The sequence below is a fragment of the Maritalea sp. YIW29 genome, assembly GCF_057219265.1.
On sequence record NZ_JBXVVF010000001.1, the window covers coordinates 919922 to 938149 of the forward strand.

At 48.9% G+C, this 18228-nt stretch carries 16 protein-coding genes; 14 read left to right on the forward strand and 2 right to left on the reverse strand.

Annotation, left to right across the window (positions count from 1 at the left end):
* Positions 1-11: 11 nt before the first annotated feature.
* From rpsB to AC2D8L_RS04565, 13 genes are all read left to right on the forward strand, one after another.
* Complete coding sequence (rpsB, locus tag AC2D8L_RS04505; protein ID WP_484684246.1) at positions 12-1070, forward strand: 30S ribosomal protein S2; 1059 nt, start codon at positions 12-14, stop codon at positions 1068-1070.
* 68 nt (positions 1071-1138) lie between these two features.
* A complete protein-coding gene (tsf, locus tag AC2D8L_RS04510; protein WP_484684247.1) occupies positions 1139-2071 on the forward strand; it encodes a translation elongation factor Ts in 933 nt (310 codons plus the stop codon).
* 53 nt (positions 2072-2124) lie between these two features.
* Positions 2125-2850: a UMP kinase gene (gene pyrH, locus AC2D8L_RS04515; RefSeq protein ID WP_484684248.1), complete on the forward strand. Its 726-nt coding sequence runs from the start codon at positions 2125-2127 to the stop codon at positions 2848-2850.
* A 12-nt stretch (positions 2851-2862) separates the two neighbouring features.
* The gene (gene frr, locus AC2D8L_RS04520) at positions 2863-3420 is read left to right on the forward strand and encodes a ribosome recycling factor (RefSeq protein WP_484684249.1); all 558 of its coding nucleotides are present in this window, start codon (positions 2863-2865) and stop codon (positions 3418-3420) included.
* Between the two features lie 21 nt (positions 3421-3441).
* Positions 3442-4185 (forward strand): undecaprenyl pyrophosphate synthase, encoded by a 744-nt coding sequence (uppS, locus tag AC2D8L_RS04525; RefSeq protein ID WP_484684250.1) that lies wholly within the window; start codon positions 3442-3444, stop codon positions 4183-4185.
* An 8-nt stretch (positions 4186-4193) separates the two neighbouring features.
* On the forward strand, positions 4194-5054 hold the full coding sequence (locus AC2D8L_RS04530) for a phosphatidate cytidylyltransferase (protein WP_484684251.1): 861 nt from the start codon (positions 4194-4196) through the stop codon (positions 5052-5054).
* A gap of 30 nt (positions 5055-5084) precedes the next feature.
* Positions 5085-6194 carry an RIP metalloprotease RseP gene (rseP, locus tag AC2D8L_RS04535; protein WP_484684252.1) on the forward strand — a complete coding sequence of 370 codons (1110 nt, stop codon included), beginning with the start codon at positions 5085-5087 and terminating at the stop codon, positions 6192-6194.
* A gap of 192 nt (positions 6195-6386) precedes the next feature.
* A complete protein-coding gene (gene bamA, locus AC2D8L_RS04540) occupies positions 6387-8708 on the forward strand; it encodes an outer membrane protein assembly factor BamA (RefSeq protein WP_484684253.1) in 2322 nt (773 codons plus the stop codon).
* 90 nt (positions 8709-8798) lie between these two features.
* Positions 8799-9839 (forward strand): UDP-3-O-(3-hydroxymyristoyl)glucosamine N-acyltransferase, encoded by a 1041-nt coding sequence (gene lpxD, locus AC2D8L_RS04545; RefSeq protein WP_484684254.1) that lies wholly within the window; start codon positions 8799-8801, stop codon positions 9837-9839.
* Positions 9840-9851: 12 nt separating this feature from the next.
* Positions 9852-10310: a 3-hydroxyacyl-ACP dehydratase FabZ gene (gene fabZ / locus AC2D8L_RS04550; protein WP_484684255.1), complete on the forward strand. Its 459-nt coding sequence runs from the start codon at positions 9852-9854 to the stop codon at positions 10308-10310.
* Positions 10311-10313: 3 nt separating this feature from the next.
* Positions 10314-11120: an acyl-ACP--UDP-N-acetylglucosamine O-acyltransferase gene (lpxA, locus tag AC2D8L_RS04555; RefSeq protein WP_484684256.1), complete on the forward strand. Its 807-nt coding sequence runs from the start codon at positions 10314-10316 to the stop codon at positions 11118-11120.
* Complete coding sequence (lpxI, locus tag AC2D8L_RS04560; RefSeq protein ID WP_484684257.1) at positions 11113-11910, forward strand: UDP-2,3-diacylglucosamine diphosphatase LpxI domain-containing protein; 798 nt, start codon at positions 11113-11115, stop codon at positions 11908-11910. Before lpxA ends, lpxI begins: the two co-directional genes overlap by 8 nt.
* Before the next feature lie 2 nt (positions 11911-11912).
* Entirely contained in the window at positions 11913-13016 is a 1104-nt protein-coding gene (locus AC2D8L_RS04565; protein ID WP_484684258.1) for a lipid-A-disaccharide synthase, read from the forward strand.
* Here AC2D8L_RS04565 and gltA read toward each other — a convergent pair.
* Positions 13013-14302 carry a citrate synthase gene (gltA, locus tag AC2D8L_RS04570; protein WP_484684259.1) on the reverse strand — a complete coding sequence of 430 codons (1290 nt, stop codon included), beginning with the start codon at positions 14300-14302 and terminating at the stop codon, positions 13013-13015. The two genes, AC2D8L_RS04565 and gltA, sit on opposite strands and share 4 nt — an antisense overlap.
* A gap of 157 nt (positions 14303-14459) precedes the next feature.
* Positions 14460-15878 (reverse strand): glutamate--tRNA ligase, encoded by a 1419-nt coding sequence (gltX, locus tag AC2D8L_RS04575; protein ID WP_484684260.1) that lies wholly within the window; start codon positions 15876-15878, stop codon positions 14460-14462.
* Positions 15879-16007: 129 nt separating this feature from the next.
* On the opposite strand from gltX, the gene AC2D8L_RS04580 reads away from it, so the two are divergent.
* Entirely contained in the window at positions 16008-18128 is a 2121-nt protein-coding gene (locus AC2D8L_RS04580; RefSeq protein ID WP_484684261.1) for a ComEC/Rec2 family competence protein, read from the forward strand.
* The last annotated feature ends 100 nt before the right edge of the window (positions 18129-18228 follow it).

Sequence of the window (18228 nt, forward strand, 5' to 3'; positions counted from 1 at the left end):
AGAGAAGGCCAATGGCACTTCCAGAATTTTCTATGCGTCAACTGCTAGAAGCAGGCGTACATTTCGGACACCAAAAACACCGCTGGAACCCAAAGATGGAAAAGTTCATCTTCGGTGTTCGCAACGATATTCACATTATCGATTTGGCACAAACTGTTCCTAACTTGCACCGCGCGTTGCAGTTGGTTTCTGATACAGTGGCTGAAGGTGGCCGTGTGTTGTTCGTGGGCACAAAGCGTCAAGCTGCTCCAGTTGTTGCACAAGCTGCACAACAATGCGCTCAGTACTATGTAAATTCACGTTGGTTGGGTGGCATGCTCACCAACTGGCAGACAATTTCTAAATCAATTGCGCGTTTGCGTCAGTTGGAAGAGCAAAAAGACATTGCTGGTCTAACCAAAAAAGAACGTTTGCAACGTTCACGTGAGCAAGAACGTCTTGAGCGTGATCTTGGCGGCATTAAAGACATGGGCAACGTGCCAAATCTTTTGTTCGTGATTGACACAAACAAAGAAGCAATTGCTTTGCATGAAGCACGTCGTCTCGGCATTCCAGTTATCGCGATTTCAGATACAAACTGCGATCCTGAAGCTGTTGATCTTCCAATTCCAGGTAACGATGACGCTGCACGTGCAATCGAATTGTATTGCTCATTGATTTCACGCGCTGCTTTGGATGGCATTTCTCGCTCGTCTTCTCAGTTTGGTGAAGATCTTGGTGAAGCTGTAGACATTCAAGAAGAGCCAGTGTTGGCTGCTGAAGTTGCACCTGCTGCGGTTGAAGAAGCTGTTGCTGCTCCGGCCGCTGAAGAAGTTGCTGCACCTACTGCAACCGAAGGCGCTTTGTTTGAAAAGCCAACTGGCGACGCTGATGATTTGAAAAAAATCTCAGGTGTTGGTCCCGTTCTTGAAGGTAAATTGAATGATCTTGGCATTTACACATATGCACAAGTTGCTGCCTTCACCGCTGAAGACATTACAAATGTCGATGAGCGTTTGAGCTTTAAAGGCCGTATCGAGCGTGATGGTTGGTTGGCACAAGCTGCAGAGCTTGCAAAATCAGCGTCATAATAATCGCGTAACAGCCTAGATTAGATGAATTGATTTGCCGGCTTAGTCCGGCAAGAAGGAGTGATAAAATGGCTATCACAGCTGCACTTGTTAAAGAACTACGCGAAATGACTGGCGTAGGCATGATGGACTGCAAAAAAGCTCTTGGCGAAACCAATGGCGATTTGGAAGCGGCGGTAGACTGGCTGCGCACCAAAGGCTTGGCGAAAGCTGCTAAGAAAGCAAGTCGTGTTGCTGCAGAGGGTTTGGTTGCTGTGGCGACTGAAGGTAATGTTGGCGCCGTGGTTGAAGTGAACTCTGAAACTGACTTTGTTGCACGGAACGAAGAGTTCCAAGCAATGGTTGGTCAAATTTCAAAGTCTGCTTTGGTTGATGGTGCTGATGCTGACACGCTTAACGCTGCAACTTTCCCAGGCGCTGACCATTCAATTGCTGAAGAAGTAACGAAGAAAGTTACAACAATAGGCGAGAACATGAACTTGCGTCGCAGTGCTCGTGTTACTGTAGATAATGGTGTTGTTGGTTCTTACATTCACAACCCAGTTGTTGACGGCATGGGCAGCATTGGCATTCTTGTTGGCTTGAAGACTTCAGGCAAAACAGATGGCTTGGCTGCGCTTGGTCGTCAGTTGGCGATGCATGTTGCTGCTGCTGATCCAGCTCCACTGGCTGTTTCACAGGATGGCATTGATCCTGCTGTTGTTGAAAAAGAACGTTCTGTTTTTGCTGAACAGGCTGCCGAATCTGGCAAGCCGGCCAACATCGTTGAGAAAATGGTTGAAGGTCGTGTTCGCAAATTCTACGAAGAAGTTTGCTTGCTATCTCAAACATACGTAATCGACGGTGAAAGCAAAATTGCTGACGTTTTGAAAGCGGCTGAAAAAGATGCTGGTGCTCCAGTTGAAGTGACAGAATTTGTTCGCTTCGCAATTGGGGAAGGCATTGAAAAAGAAGAACAAGATTTCGCAGCTGAGGTTGCGGCGGTGGCTGGTACAGCCTAACCTTTCGGGCAAAGAGATTCTCTTTCTCATTGTAACAAAGGTTGGGGCGGCTAATGGCCACTCGTTCGCATAAGCGTATATTGATAAAAGTCTCCGGCGAAGCACTTGCCGGAGACAATTCATTCGGGATCGAACCCGAATTTCTTGACCAGGTTGCTCGCCAACTCTGGGAACTTTCCTCATCAGGTTTAGAAGTTGCAATTGTTGTCGGTGGCGGCAATATTTTTCGTGGGATGTCGGTAGCGGCCGGCGGCGCGGATAGAGTTGTTGGCGACCATATGGGTATGTTAGCGACGGTGATCAATTCACTGGCCCTTGGGGACGCAATTAAACGTTGTGGCGGCATGGCCAAAGTTTATTCCAACATTTCAATGCCTGCAGTTGCTGATACTTTTACCGTTCGGGACGCGCGGCGTGCCTTGGAAGAGGGCAAAGTAACCATCTGCGCTGGCGGCTCGGGCAATCCATTTTTCACAACGGACACTGCGGCAGCGCTTAAGGCTGTGGAGCTTCAATGCGATGCCTTGTTTAAAGGAACGCAGGTCGATGGCGTTTATTCGGCCGACCCAAAGACGAACCCAGAGGCGACAAGGTACGACAAAGTTAGCTATGACGAAGTGATTTCAAAAGATCTCAAAGTTATGGATATGGCAGCATTTGCTCTAGCACGTGACAATAAACTGCCGATATATGTATACCAACTAGACGTTGATGGCGGCGTGCGCGCCGTGATCGAGGGGACCGCACTTTCAACCTTGGTTGCTGGTAGCGTAGAATAGAGGAAGAAAACGATGACAGACTTTTCAATTGCTGATCTTGACGATCGGATGAAGAAATCCATTACCTCAATGCAAGATGAGTTTGGTGGATTGCGCACTGGGCGGGCAAATCCCAGTCTTTTGGAACCTGTGATGGTTGACGCATATGGCTCAAAAATGCCGATTAGCCAAGTGGCTACGGTTTCTGCAGCCGATGCGCGCATGCTAACGGTTCAGGTTTGGGACAAGTCGATGACCCAAGCTGTCGAAAAAGGTATTCGAGAAAGTAATCTTGGCCTTAATCCTGCCGCAGAAGGAACGCTTATTCGCGTTGCCTTACCTGAATTGAATGAAGAGCGCCGCAAAGAATTGACCAAGGTCGCAAATCAATATGCAGAGCAGGCAAAAGTCGCAGTGCGTCACATCCGCAGAGATGGCATGGATGCATTGAAGAAACTCGAAAAGGATGGCGATATCGGCAAGGATGATTTGCACTCAGAATCTGAAAATGTGCAAAAAATCACCGACAGCGCTGTTGCTGAAATTGATAAACTTTTGGCGGCTAAAGAAGCCGACATCATGCGGGTATAGCCCACTGGATTGACGACCATTATGGATAGTGCTGTTGCCAAAACCGTTATAGACATCGCCCCGGATCAATTGCCGGCGCATATTGGTGTCATAATGGACGGCAATGGCCGATGGGCGCAGGCTCGCGGTCAGCAAAGGTCTGATGGGCATCGGGCCGGGGTAGAGGCCTTAAGACGGCTCGTAACCTGTGCTGTTGAGTATGAGATTGAATATCTAACGGTATTCAGCTTCTCATCAGAAAACTGGCGCCGCCCGCAGGACGAAATCAACACGATCTTGGGGCTGATGAAGAAATTTGTCGCCTCAGATATTGGCACCTTCGCCAAAAACAATGTTCGTATTCGAATTTTGGGCAGCCGGAACGGGTTGAATGGTTCAGTCCTCAAAATGATAAAAGAAGCCGAGGACCGAACCAAAAACTGTAGCGGTCTTCAGTTGAACGTTGCGTTTAACTATGGTGCGCGCACCGAAATCTTGGACGCGACCGTTGAAATTGCCAAGCGTGTTCAAAGTGGCGAGCTGAAAGCCGAGGACATTGACGAAGAAGTGATGTCGAACGCGCTTTACACCGGTGGACTACCTGATCCAGATCTTATATTTCGGACCAGCGGCGAGCAACGTTTGTCAAATTTCATGCTATGGCAGTCCGCCTATTCTGAGTTTGTTTTCTCGCAGGAATATTGGCCCGATTTTGACAGGCGATCTTTTGTTGAGCTGCTTCAAACATACGCCACTCGGAAGCGGCGTTTCGGCGATATCGAATAGGGATGGGCGTGTCACAAGAGCCTCAAAAATCATTAGCCGAACCGAACCGGCCTTCTTGGGGTGACCTTAGACCACGTTTAATTTCCGCCTTATTTTTGATCCCCGTTTTTGTTGTCGCGATTGTTGTCGGGCAGTTGGCCGTTGCGCTGCTCATCGGTGGTGTGTTGGCCGTCGCTTATCATGAATGGTCATTGATGACGGGTGGTGGCAAAGTTGCCCGGTTTTCCTATTTCATTATGGGCATGTTGGCGCTTTGCTCAATCGCATACCCAATTGTAGGCTTTTGGGTTAGCCTTGGGTTGTTCATTTTCACCGGCATTTTGGCAATGGTTTTGAGCGACAAGTTCGGCGAATGGCCAACGAATGGTATAGCGGCTGGGTTTTTGGGATTTTCCGGACTTTGCGTGCTGGCGCTTCGCGGCGATACGAATTTGGGAATTCTCGCAACGGTGTTTTTGACCGCGGTGATTTGGCTCACGGATACAGGGGCCTTTTTTTCTGGACGTCAGTTTGGCGGGAAAAAGCTCGCGCCTGTTATTTCACCCTCAAAGACGTGGAGCGGCGCCATAGGCGGGCTCGCTTTTGGGACATTGGGCGGCGCGATTGTTTGGGGCTTTGGAACTGGGTCTCCACTATGGATTGGCATTTTGATTTCGGCCGCCATCAGCGCATCAGCGCAGATCGGTGACCTTGCGGAAAGCGCGCTTAAGCGTCATTTTCTGATCAAGGATAGTGGCGACATCATTCCAGGCCATGGCGGAATTTTGGACCGAATTGATAGTTTTACCGTTGGTGCAGTATTGCTCTATTTTATTGGCGTTGCCCACTTCACTTCAGATCATGTCGCTGAGGGCGTTCTGCTCTGGTAGCATACGCTTTGCTGACAAAAGGACGAGTTCTTGGAAAGCTTTTTAGCACCTCTATATACAATTGTTCCGTTTCTTGCCGTGCTGACCATCATCGTGTTTGTGCACGAAATGGGCCATTTTCTTGTGGCTCGTTGGAATGGCATCGCGGTTGAAGCCTTTTCGATCGGTTTCGGCCCAGAGCTGTGGGGGCGAAACGACAAAAACGGAACACGTTGGAAAATCTGCGCAATTCCACTAGGTGGATATGTCAAATTTGTCGGCGACATGAACGCTGCAAGTACCCCAGACCATGAGCAACTAGACGCGTTAGACCCCCAGACCAAGGCTTCGCTTTTTTACTTCAAAAATGTCTGGCAACGCATTGCTGTTGTTATTGCGGGGCCGATTGCAAACGTACTTTTTACATTCGTCGTTCTTTATGGGTTGTTGATGGGGCTGGGCCGTTACACGCTGGAAGCTACCGTTGATGAAGTTCAACCCGACACGCCCGCTGCCATTTCGGGCATGATGCCACAAGACAAGATTGTGCGCGTTGACGGATATATGGTGCGTAGCTTTGCAGATTTCCAACGGCTCATTGCAACCAGCCCGGATCGCGATGTTGTGGTTCAGGTGGATCGACAAGGACAAATCGTGGATTTGGACGTGCATACCGGGGTTCGTGAACGCGAAGATCGGTTTGGCAATGTTTCGAAAATTGGGTTTTTGGGTGTTTCCCGAAAAGCGGAACAAGAAGACGTTGTTTTTGTGCGGCCAAATCCCATTGAGGCAATTTTCATAACAGCGGAAGAAATGGTCTTGATCGTTGATCGATCATTTGCGTTTCTGGGAGAACTGATTGTTGGGCGAGGGGATGTCGATCAACTTGGTGGTCCTGTCAAGATTGCTCAGATTTCTGGTGAAGCTGCGACATTGGGCATTTTCACGCTGATAAATTTGATGGCGCTTTTATCGCTGAATATTGGTATATTCAACTTGTTCCCGATTCCTATGTTGGATGGCGGACACCTATTTTACTATTTGTACGAGGTTGTGCGTGGGAAGCCGCTGAGCCAACGGATACAGGAGATAGGATTTAGATTTGGTCTGTTCATCGTCATGTCATTGATGGTGTTTACATTGATCAACGATATTTTTTAGGAGTTTGATCCGCTCCTTAGTTACTTAAAAAGTGTTGCACAAGGGGTGCAATGCAAATCTTTTGGTAACTGAAAGTTCTATTTGGCCTTGCGTTTGGCTTAAGAAACAGTAAAACGGATCATGGAGTTAGTGTCGCAAAAACAGAGTTGTGTCTGTTTTCGCGTGGGAAGTGCTGAAAGGCGTCAGAGAATAATGATTGCACGAACAAGAATTTTGCCAAGTCTGATATTGGGTTTGCTGTTGGTTTTGGGGAGCCCTCTTATACCAGCTCAAATTAGCGGTTTGCTTGGTGTTAATGCTGCTTATGCGGCAACAATTCGTACAATTGTAGTGAACGGCAACCAGCGGGTTGACGATAGTACAATCGTTTCCTTCCTTGCTGTCCGTAAGGGACAGAATGCGACAGCTTCCAAAATTGATGAGTCGATTGACGCACTTTATCAAAGTGGGTTGTTTTCTACGGTGAATGTTAGTGCTTCGGGCAGCACGTTGCGTGTAACTGTAAAAGAAAACCCAATAGTCTCGTCTGTCCTGTTTGAGGGCAATCAAAAATTCTCCGATTCGAAACTTTCTGATTTGGTCGATGTTGGCACAAGAGGTGTCTATACAGAAGCTGCTGTCGCACAAGATGCACGCAATATCGAACTCGCTTACGATCAAGCAGGTTTCAACTCTGTTGTTGTGACAACCCGTGTCGAGCCTTCTGCAAACTCTCGCCTGAAAATTGTCTTTGTTGTTGATGAAGGTGATCGGTCAGGCATCGCGAAAATTACATTTACCGGCAACAAGTCTATTGGTGATGCACAGCTTAAGGCTGCTATTCGCACACATGAGACCCACTTGTTGAGCTGGTTGTTCCGTGACGACACCTATGACGAAGACAAGCTGAACGTTGATAGTGAATTGGTGCGTTTGTATTATGCTGACCGCGGTTTCCCTGATGCGCAGGTTCTTTCAGCTGTCGCAGAACGTGATACAGAGCGAAATGCATTTTTCATCAACTTCACAATTGATGAAGGCGAACGGTATGAGTTTGGCACGATTGGCATTGAAACAAGCATTGATGGTATTGATGCAGATGCATTGCGGTCATCTATCCGCACGCATGAAGGTCGTCGTTATTCTGTAACAAGCCTACAGCGCACAGCTGCCAATATGGCGCGCGACGCTGCGTTCCAAGGGCATTCATTTGCTGAAGTTCGACCACGTATCGATCGTGATCTTGAGAATAAGCGCTTCAACATCACTTATTTGGTTGATGAGGGTGCTCGCCTTTATGTTGAGCGTATCAACATTTACGGCAATACCCGCACACGGGATTTTGTGATCCGTCGCGAATTTGAATTTGCTGAAGGTGACCCGTTCAACCGTACATTCTTGTCCGCTGGCCGCGAGTCATTGCAAGCACTTGGTTTCTTCTCCCAGGTGCAGGTTAATGCGGAGCAGGGGTCTGCAGCCGATCAGGTTGTGATCAACGTGGTTGTTGAAGAAAAGTCGACCGGTAGCTGGGGTGGTGGTGCAAACTACTCACCACAATCAGGCTTTGGTATTGAATTGTCTCTTGAGGAACGTAACTTCTTGGGCAAAGGCCAAAACCTTAAACTGGCACTTGGTGGTACATTCGGCAGCCGGACTTATGATTTCTCATTCACTGAGCCAAAATTCATGGGTCTCGACGTTTCTGCTGGCATCGACGTTTACCGTCGGACTATCGACGAAGACAAATATTACAATTACGGAACTGACTCGACTGGTTTCCAAATTCGTGTTGGTGCGCCAATTGTTGATAAATTGCATTTGGGTGTATTTGCCGGTTATGACAATACAACATTCTCAGATGGTACAGGGACACCAGCTAAGCCAATTGATAAGCCGAGCTACATCCCGACATCATTGCAAAAAGCATTCTTGGGCTATTCGTTGACTTACACAGATGTTGATAGTCAGTTGGCGCCTAGCGAAGGCTTCGCAATTAGTCTGGTTCAGCAATATGTTGGTGTTGATCACAACTTGCTCAAAACAGAACTTAAAGGTCGCTACTACATTCCAGTGTTGCCTGACCATGGTGTAGTTGCCAGTGTTAAAGGGCAATTGGGCATGATCAATGCGCTTGGTGGAACGACGGCCAACCCAACTGAGACATTTATCCCTGGTCAGAACCTAATTCGCGGCTTCAAGTCACGCGGGTTTGGCCCGAAAAATGGTACAAACTCACTCGGTGTCACAGAATATGCGACACTGTCTGCGGAAGTTGAGTTCCCAATTCCAGTGATACCAGAAAGCTATGGCTTGAAAGGTGCTGTTTGGGCGGACGCTGCATATCTTGGTGCCAATGCAATCGACCCTGCGCTAATCACTGCTGGTAACGGTGTTCAAACCCGGACGTCGATTGGTGCAAGTATCCTTTGGGACTCGCCACTAGGTCCACTTCGCGGTGATTTCGCACACGTTCTAGACAAAGACCTTGCTGACGAAACGCAAGTATTTGCGCTAACAATTTCGACCTTGTTCTAAATTCCAAAGATCTGGTTCTTAGACGAAGTTACTTGACGACTATTAGGGATCGCAGACACAATCTGCGATCCCTTTTATTTAGGATGCAGCATGGTCGATAATCGCTTTTTTCCGTTAGACAAATATCCAACGCTTGGCGAGCTGCTCGAGCTGGCTGATTGCGGTCAAGGACTTGATGTTAGCGGGGCAGACCTTTCAACAGAGATCAAGGGCGCGTCTACGGTTCCATATTTGGACACAGGTGAGCTCGGGTTTGTCGCCAACAAACAATATGCTGAGGCCCTGCAATCGACAAAATCAGGCACTGTAATATTGCCTCAAGATATGGCGGATAGTTGCCCAAGTGGAACGGCATTCATTGTTTCACCGGACCCATATAAGACTTTCACATTGATGATTTCTGCACTTTATGGCGCTTCATTGCGTTCCCAATATTCGGGACTAATGTCTTGGGCGGACGCGGTAAAAGCTGGTAAAATTGAGGTCGGAAATCGCTGTGATATTGCACCAAATGTTATGGTTGGTGATAATGTTGAAATTGGTGACGACGTGGTGATTGGCCCCAATTCCGTATTGGGGCGTGGGGTAACTGTAGGAAAGGGCTCGATCTTAGCCGACAGCGTTTCCATCTACTTTTCCCATATTGGCGATAATTGTTTGTTCCATTCTGGCGCACGCTTGGGTGCAGACGGATTTGGTTTCTTGCCGGATGCCGCAGGACCGCAAAAGATACCGCAATTGGGACGTGTCATCGTGCAAGATGACGTTGAAATCGGCACGAATACCAGCATTGATCGCGGCACATTGGACGATACGATGATTGGCGAACAAACAAAAATTGATAACCTTGTTCAAATCGCCCATAATTCAAAAATTGGTCGGCGTTGTCAGCTTTCAGGGCACGTTGGTTTGGCCGGTTCTGCGGTTTTAGGGGACGGTGTGTTGTTGGCAGGCCGCGCAGGCATATCCAACAAGGTAAAAGTTGGTGACGGCGCAATTGTGTATGCCTGTTCACTGGTCACAAAAGATGTGCCAGCGGGTAGTATGGTTGGCGGCTCGCCGGCGACCGAAATAAATATGTGGCGCAAAGAGGTCGCGGCCATTCGGCGGCTGGTTCGATCTAAGAAGTAAATTGGGGTGTTTATGACTGAACGTGAATTGAGTGCACTAAATATTGGTCGGTTGCTGGAGTGCTTACCGCACCGCTATCCATTTCTAATGATTGATAAGATCATCGAAATTGATGGTGATGATTCTGCAATTGGCATCAAGAATATCACGTTTAATGAGCCGATTTTTCAGGGACACTTTCCCGGTCAGCCGATTTTTCCTGGTGTATTGATTTTGGAAGGTATGGCACAGACTGCTGGCGCTATTGTGATTGCTGAAGAGCAAAAGAGCGGCGACAAATATGCGGTGTTTTTGCTGACCATCGATAAAGCAAAGTTCAGAAAAACAACAGAACCCGGCGACGTGTTGGAATATCACATCAAGAAAATACAGCGACGACGCAATGTCGGTAAGTATGCAGCCAAGGCTATCGTGAATGGCGTTGTTGTTGCTGAAGCAGAAGTTGGCGCTATGATTGTGAGAGACGAGTAGAGCATGACGCTAATACACCCCACAGCGATAATTGGTGAGAAAGTTTCGCTTGGCGACAATGTCAGCATTGGCGCATTCAGCATTTTGGAAGGCGAAATTTCAGTTGGCGATGGAACGGTACTTCACTCGCACGTGGCTGTGGCTGGCAATACTCAGATTGGGTCAAATTGCGAAATATTTCCGTTTGCATCCGTCGGACATTGCCCCCAAGACAAAAAATATGCCGGGGAACTAAGTCGGCTCACAATTGGCAATAACTGCACCATTCGTGAGAACGTGACCATAAATCCGGGCACCAGTGGTGGTGGCATGGAGACTATTATTGGCAATGACGTATTGCTAATGGCAGGGGCTCACGTAGCGCACGATTGTCAAATTGGTGACCATGTGGTCATCGTCAATCATGTGGCGCTTGCTGGCCATGTTACGGTCGATGAGCACGCTATTGTTGGCGGCCTAAGCGGCGTTCATCAATTTGTTCGCATTGGCGCGCATTCGATCATCGGTGCGATGAGCATGGTCGAGAACGATGTCATTCCATTTGGCTCCGTTTTGGGCAACCGTGCTTATTTGGGCGGACTGAACCTTGTTGGCTTGAAGCGACGGAACTTCGACCGTGAGGAAATTCATACGCTGCGGGCTGCTTATCGGATGATTTTTTCCAATGAGGGTACGCTTCGTGAGCGGGTAGAAGACGCTGCTGACATATTCAATGGCCACGAACTTGTTGATGTTGTTGTGAACTTCGTTCGCAAGCCGTCGGAACGCTCGCTATGCATGCCGAAAAACGGCGTTGGTTCGAATGAGTAAACTCGCACTGTTTGTGGGACATGGTGAACTGGCAATGGCGGCAGAACAGGCTGTCCGCCAGCAATATGGCCATGAATTTGTTGTCTGGTCCATGATTGGCAAGGCAGCTGAAGCGAATGACAATGTGAATGTTGGCGACCCGTCTTCTCTTATTGATCGGCTTCGCGCTGAGAATGTTGATGTGCTATGTGCTGTCGGCGGTGTGGATTTGTCGCCAGAACTTAGGGCCAATGTGGGCAAATATCTGGTCGAACATTATGCGGGTAAGCTGGATATTTCTGACATGGGTCTAGAAACGGCGTACCGCACCATCGCAAAAGACGCTCGTGTCGCCATAAAAGGCATTCATGAGCTGGTTCCCGAGCTTCTCGCTGGCCCCGGTCAGTTTGCTGGTCCAAATGTAGACCTTGAAACGAACGTAGTCGGAAACATGGTGCAACTGGCCCGAACTGTTGCGCGAACAGACCTGGGCCAATCTGTAGTCTTTCATGGGCTTCGACCCATCGCAGCAGAAGATGTGCTGGGCACGGATATGCTGCTTGAGCGGGTCAAAGTGATCGCGGAGAAACTGAACATCCCCTCTGGTGAAATGATCCTCGTGAAGGTTGCAAAACCACAACAAAGTGGACTTGGTGACATGCCGACAATTGGGCCAAAAACGCTAGAAAACTGCGCAATTGCTGGTGTCGGGTCGATCATCGTTGAAGGACAGAAATGCCTGATCGCGGATCGTCAAAAATTTGTAGAACTGGCGCAAGAACTGGACGTTAGTGCGTTTGGGTGGGGATAAAGGTGCGCCTTTTTGTTGTTGCAGGTGAAAGTTCTGGCGACCAACTGGGCGCTGATTTAGTTGCTAGACTGCGTAAAAAGACGGATGTCCAACTTCTAGGTGTTGGTGGACCTGCGCTTGAAGGCGAGGGGTTAAGTTCCCTGTTTCCCATGAGTGATTTGGCGGTTATGGGATGGCGCGATGTCTATATGCGTTTGCCCAAATTACTCTGGCGACTAAAACAGACAGCGGACGCGATTATCGCGCAACGTCCTGATATTGTTGTTCTAATTGACAGCCAGGAATTTTCGAACCGTGTCGCTGCGCGCGTGCGCAAGGCGCGGCCTAATATAAAAATTGTTCTTTATGTTGCACCATCAGTTTGGGCCTGGAAGCCTGAGCGGGCAAAAGAAATTGTGCCGCTTTACGATGAAATTCTGGGTGTTTTGCCTTTTGAACCGGCGGTCTTTAAACGGCTCGGCGGGCCTGCTTGCCATTATGTTGGCCACATTGGTGAGCGTTTAATCCGCGAGGATAATGATGTCACCCAAAGTCAATTTTTGCTTTTGCCGGGTAGTCGAATTGGTGAAATCAAACGCAACCTTGGTCAGATGAAAGTCAGCTTGCATTGGCTGCACGATACACATGAAACTGTTCCGCTTTGTCTCGCAACGGTCCCGAACATGTCCCGGAACGTTTCTGATATTTTGCAGGACGACAAGGTACAAATTGGCGAGGGGCGCGAAACGTTCAAGACTTTCGTAAAAGGTGCGAAAACCGCAATCGCTGTGTCGGGTACAGCAACTTTGGAAATTGGGTTTGCGGATGTGCCACACGTCACAACATATCTGGCTGAGCCGAAACAAATTCGCGCCTATGAGGAGAATGGTCGTCCATTGATCAACCTCAACAACATTATCTTGGGCCGAAAACTCATTCCAGAAATAGTCGGCACGCAAAATTTATCTGAAGGCATCCTGCGCGAAGTACAGAACTTGATGAGTGGTGATGCGGCAATGGCAGATCAGCTTGCCGGGCTTGAAGAAATGCGCTCCAAAATGAAAGAAGGGGAGCCAGAGGCTCCCCGTCAAAATCCCGAAGATCGAATAATCGAACTTTTGAATTAGCGCTGTGCAATATCCACATAATCGCGCGCTGTTTCGCCAGTATATAGCTGACGAGGACGGCCGATTTTTTGTTTTGGATCTTCGATCATTTCTGCCCATTGTGATGTCCAGCCAACAGTTCTCGCTAGGGCGAAAATTGCAGTGAACATTGAAGTTGGGAAGCCAATCGCGTCCAAAATAATGCCTGAATAGAAATCAACATTTGGATAGAGTTTCTTCTCGATGAAGTACTCGTCTTCCAATGCAATTCGCTCAAGCTCTTGTGCAACCTGCAATGTTGGGTTGTTTTCAACACCCAGCTCAGCAAGAACTTCTTTCGCGGTTTGCTGCATGACCGTAGCGCGTGGATCGAAGTTTTTGTAAACGCGGTGGCCAAAGCCCATCAAACGGAATGGGTCTGATTTGTCTTTTGCGCGTGCCACAAATTCAGGAATGCGATCAACGGTGCCGATTTCACGTAGCATGCTCAAGCAAGCTTCGTTAGCGCCGCCATGTGCAGGGCCCCAAAGTGACGCTACACCGGCAGCAATACACGCAAATGGATTTGCATGTGATGAGCCTGCAAGGCGCACAGTCGAGGTCGAGGCGTTTTGCTCGTGATCAGCGTGAAGCGTGAAAATTCGGTCCATCGCTTTAGCGATGGTCGGCGAAACTTCATACTCTTCTGCTGGAACAGCAAAACACATGCGCAAGAAGTTGGATGCGTAATCCAGGTCGTTGCGCGGCGACACAAATGGTTGGCCAACTGAATATTTGTAGGCCCAAGCCACAATCGTTGGGATCTTCGCGATTAGCCTATGCGAAGCAATAACGCGCTGCGCCGGATCCGTAATATCAGTTGAATCGTGGTAGAATGCAGACATTGCACCAACGGCGCCACAAACGATGGCCATTGGGTGCGCGTCGCGCCGGAAACCTTCAAAGAACTTGACCATTTGCTGATGCAACATAGTGTGTCTTGTGACGGTGTTGGAAAACTCAGCAAACTGTTCAGCGGTTGGCAATTCACCCTTTAGGAGCAAATATGAAACTTCCAAAAAGCTTGATTTGTCGGCAAGTTGCTCGATTGGGTAGCCGCGGTACAATAGAGTACCTTTGCCACCGTCAATATATGTAATTGCTGATTCTGTTGATCCGGTGGATGTGTATCCAGGATCGAAAGTGAAATGCCCGGTTTGGGCGTACAAAGAACGGATATCGATAACGTCTGGACCTACTGATCCAGAAAGTATGGGGAATTCATAACTTTTGCCATCAATTTCTAATTTTGCAATCCGATCGGTCATATAAATAGGCCTCCTTCAAGATTTCAAAAAAATAGACTCAGCGAAGCGTCCCCACAAACGTAAGCGTCGTCGACCTGCAAATCAGGTTGCGCATGAGGTAACGGATTTGGCGCCAAATCGCAAGCGATGAACGCCAATCCGATACCAAATTGCGTGTTTATACCGCAGTGGTTTCGCTGAGGCGGGACAAACTTTCTTCTTGGCCAAGGAGCAACAGAACGTCGAAACAACCAGGCGACGCATTTTTGGCCGTTACAGCGGCTCTAAGTGGTTGAGCCACCTTACCAAATTTAATCTCATTTTGCTCCGCAAAGGCGCGAAGTGCAGAATCAATGCCGTCATGAGACCAATCATTTAGGCCGCGAAGAATGGGTTCAACCTTGCGCAAAATTTCCAATGAATCGCCTTGGGTCGCTGCCAAAGCCTTATCTTCAAAGGTAAGCGGCCGGGCGGCGAAAATGAACTCAGCGGCTTTATTTAGTTCAAGAATTGTTTTGGCGCGGGTTTTAAGCGCGGGAAGGGCTGCTTTGACGGTTTCTGCATGCTCGATTAGGCCAGCAAGTGCGGTCTCGTCTTTGATTTCTTTGGCTAGTGAAACCATTAGATCATACAGTCGCTCCTCGTCGATTGCCTTAATATAGTGTGCGTTGACGTTTTCCATTTTGGTGAAATCGATGCGGCTGGCGCCCTTGTTCAACCCATCATAGGAGAACCATTCGATGAATTGCTCGGATGTGAAAATTTCCTCGTCGCCGTGGGCCCAACCGAGCCGCGCAAAATAATTGCGGATTGTTTCAGGTAGATAACCCATGCGTCGATAGTCTTCGACACCCAGTGCACCGTGACGCTTTGATAGTTTTGCACCGTCTGGTCCGTGAATGAGTGGCGTGTGTGCCATAACGGGGATGCGCCAGTCCATTGCGTTGAAGATGGTGATTTGACGAGCAGAATTTACCAAATGGTCGTCGCCGCGCAGAATGTGCGTGACACCCATATCGTGATCGTCAACGACAACAGCTAGCAGATAAGTCGGGGTGCCGTCTGACCGCAGAATTACGAAATCATCCAGATTTTCGGCTTTGAAACGCACATCGCCTTGAACTTTATCATGAACGATGATTTCGCCTTCAGTCGGGGCTTTGATGCGCACAACGAATGGCGCATCGGCCGGGGCGTCGCTCTCAGGTCGATCGCGCCAACGGCGATCATAGACCATTGGGCGGCCGTCAGCTTTCGCCTGCTCACGCATTTGCGTCAGCTCTTCAGCCGTCGCATAGCATTTATAAGCTTTGCCTTCGGCCAATAATTGGTTGGCAACTTCCGTGTGGCGACCAATGTTTTTCGACTGATAGATAGGCTCACCAGCATAATCTAGGCCAAGCCAGTCCATGCCCGTGATAATGGCCGCAATTGCTTCGTCGGTTGAACGTTCTTTGTCGGTATCCTCGATACGGAGCAACATTTCACCGCCAAGGGATTTGGCCAGCGCCCAGTTAAATAGGGCGGTGCGGGCGTTGCCAATGTGCAAAAATCCGGTTGGTGACGGCGCGAACCGTGTGATCACTTTTTCTGTCATGCTGAATGTTCTCAATTATAAAATGAAGACTGAAGCCTACAACTGTTGCCGGTTTGGTTCGGCAATGCTGGCGAATTTTTGCCGCATGTGTAACATAAGCGGAATATTGCGCAAGATAGAGGCGAGCTAATGGCCACTTTTGAAAGCGAAACGATACTTAAAAGCCATACTCAATTGTCGCCCAAGGGTGACGAACCTGTTCGCCTGCGCCAAAAATCAAACCCGGAAATCCAAACTTCTCCGGTTGTTTCATTTAAGAGCGCTGTTTCTCGGGCGATCTATCATCGCCAATTTATCGTACTTGTGCCGTTTGCGCTGATTGTCGGCATTTCTCTCTATAAGAATGTCCGGTTTGAGCCTAACCCGCTTGCGGTTCTGCTTGTTTTAAGTGTGTTGGCTATCGGGTTTGTTTGGCAACGGTTGAGGCAAAAGACGGGAAGGGCGCTTGCCCTAATCTTGGCAATTTGGAGTGGCTATGGATTGATTGCTTTAAGCGCTCAGTGGTTCGGCACAAAGATGATCAGCTATCCAATGGCCGTGAATGAGCTAACCGGTCAGATTGTTCAGCGCACGTCCATTCAAGGTGGGCGCGAACGGCTAGTGATCGAGCAGCTTGGTGGTGACGCGCGACTAGAAAATGTTCGCCGACTGCGCCTGAATGTAAAAGCAGATCATTTTGATCCTGAAAGAGTCTTTCAACTCGGTGATCGGATCATGCTGCGGGCGCGGATAATACCTGTGCCAAAACCGGTTTATCCGGATAGTTATGATGCGCAGTTTCATAGCTTTTTTGCTGGGATCGGCGGGTTCGCCAGTTCCCTTGGGCCAGCAAAAGTGACTTCACCGGGGGGCAAATCAATTGCCGCGCAAGTTGATGGTGTCCGGTGGTCGATTGGCGAACGGCTGGATCAGTATTTGTCCAAGCAGCAAGCAGGCATTGCCCGGGCGCTGATTATTGGAGATCAATCCGGCATTGCCAGTGAATTGCGCGAGCAAATTGCCAATGCCGGTTTGGCCCATGTGCTGGCAATTTCTGGATTGCATCTGACTTTGGTGGTCGGCAGTGTTTTTATATTGGTTCTATTTTTGATTTTGCAGGTGAGCCGTCGCGACAGGTTGATCAAGCCAATGGCGGCGATGTTCGCCATAGGGGTAGCAGTTGCCTATCTTTTGATTTCAGGGTCAAATTTGGCAACCCAACGCGCGACGTTGATGTTGGTGTTGGCATTTGTGGCCATCATTGCGGGTCGGCGCGCGATCACCATGCGCAACGTCGCGCTTGCTGCCATTTGCATTATCGTATTGTTTCCGCACGAGATTTTTAAACCAGGATTTCAACTGTCTTTTGCTGCTGTGGTAGGCTTAGTCGCTGTTTATGCGGGCATTGGCCGGTCGGCAATTATCTTCCCGTATTGGGCGAAGTTGTTTGGCGGCATTGCGCTGACGAGTCTAATTGCAGGGATTGCAACTGCGCCTGTCGCCGCCGTACATTTTCAACAATTCGCACCATTGGGTTTAATCGGAAACCTAATTGCTGTTCCCATTGTTGGGTTCTTCGTCTTACCATGTGGCCTGATTTCAGTATTGCTGATGCCTGTTGGCCTTGAAGGACCGTTCCTGATGTTAATGGGAGCGGGGATCGACACGATTGTACACATCGCGAAATATATTTCGACGATAAGCGCAGAGTTCACACAGACACCTATGTTGGCGCGTTGGGTTTTGCCGGCTTGTTTGTTGATGTTGGGCTGGTTGAGCTTTTTTCACGGCAGGATAAAATTTTTGGCGCCAATTGCCTTCGCGCTATGCTTGTTTGCCTTCGGTCCAGCTAAGCATCCATTTGCGGTGATTTCAGACAGCACGCAGGCGATCATCATCAATCATGGTACAACATTTGCGCAACTGGGCCGCAAGTCGAATAGTTTTACAACAAGGGCGTGGGCAGAGCGGTTTGGCGCAAACTTGCTAGATGATGACGCCATTGGTGGCTGCGATCGCCATGGCTGCAGTGCTCAGGTTGAAGGTGTGGTGATCTCAGCGGTAAAAGACAGCGTTGGCTTAAGAGAAGATTGCTCTGTTGCCGACATTTTGATCGTAAGGCAACGGCGCTCTGTCAGCTGTCCCAATGCGTTGGTCATCACACAAAGAGAACTTGATGACTTTGGCGTTGCGATATTGTTCAGAAATAGCGTAGGCGAAATTGAGGTAAAATGGGCGCTGCACGATCACAACCGTCCTTGGCGTCCGTGAGCCAACATCAATCAAAAAAGACCCGAGCAACCAATGCATAAAGCGTAGTTGTCGGGCCAAGTGTTCGCAATCGGGGATGTTGGGACCACGAGGTCACAAC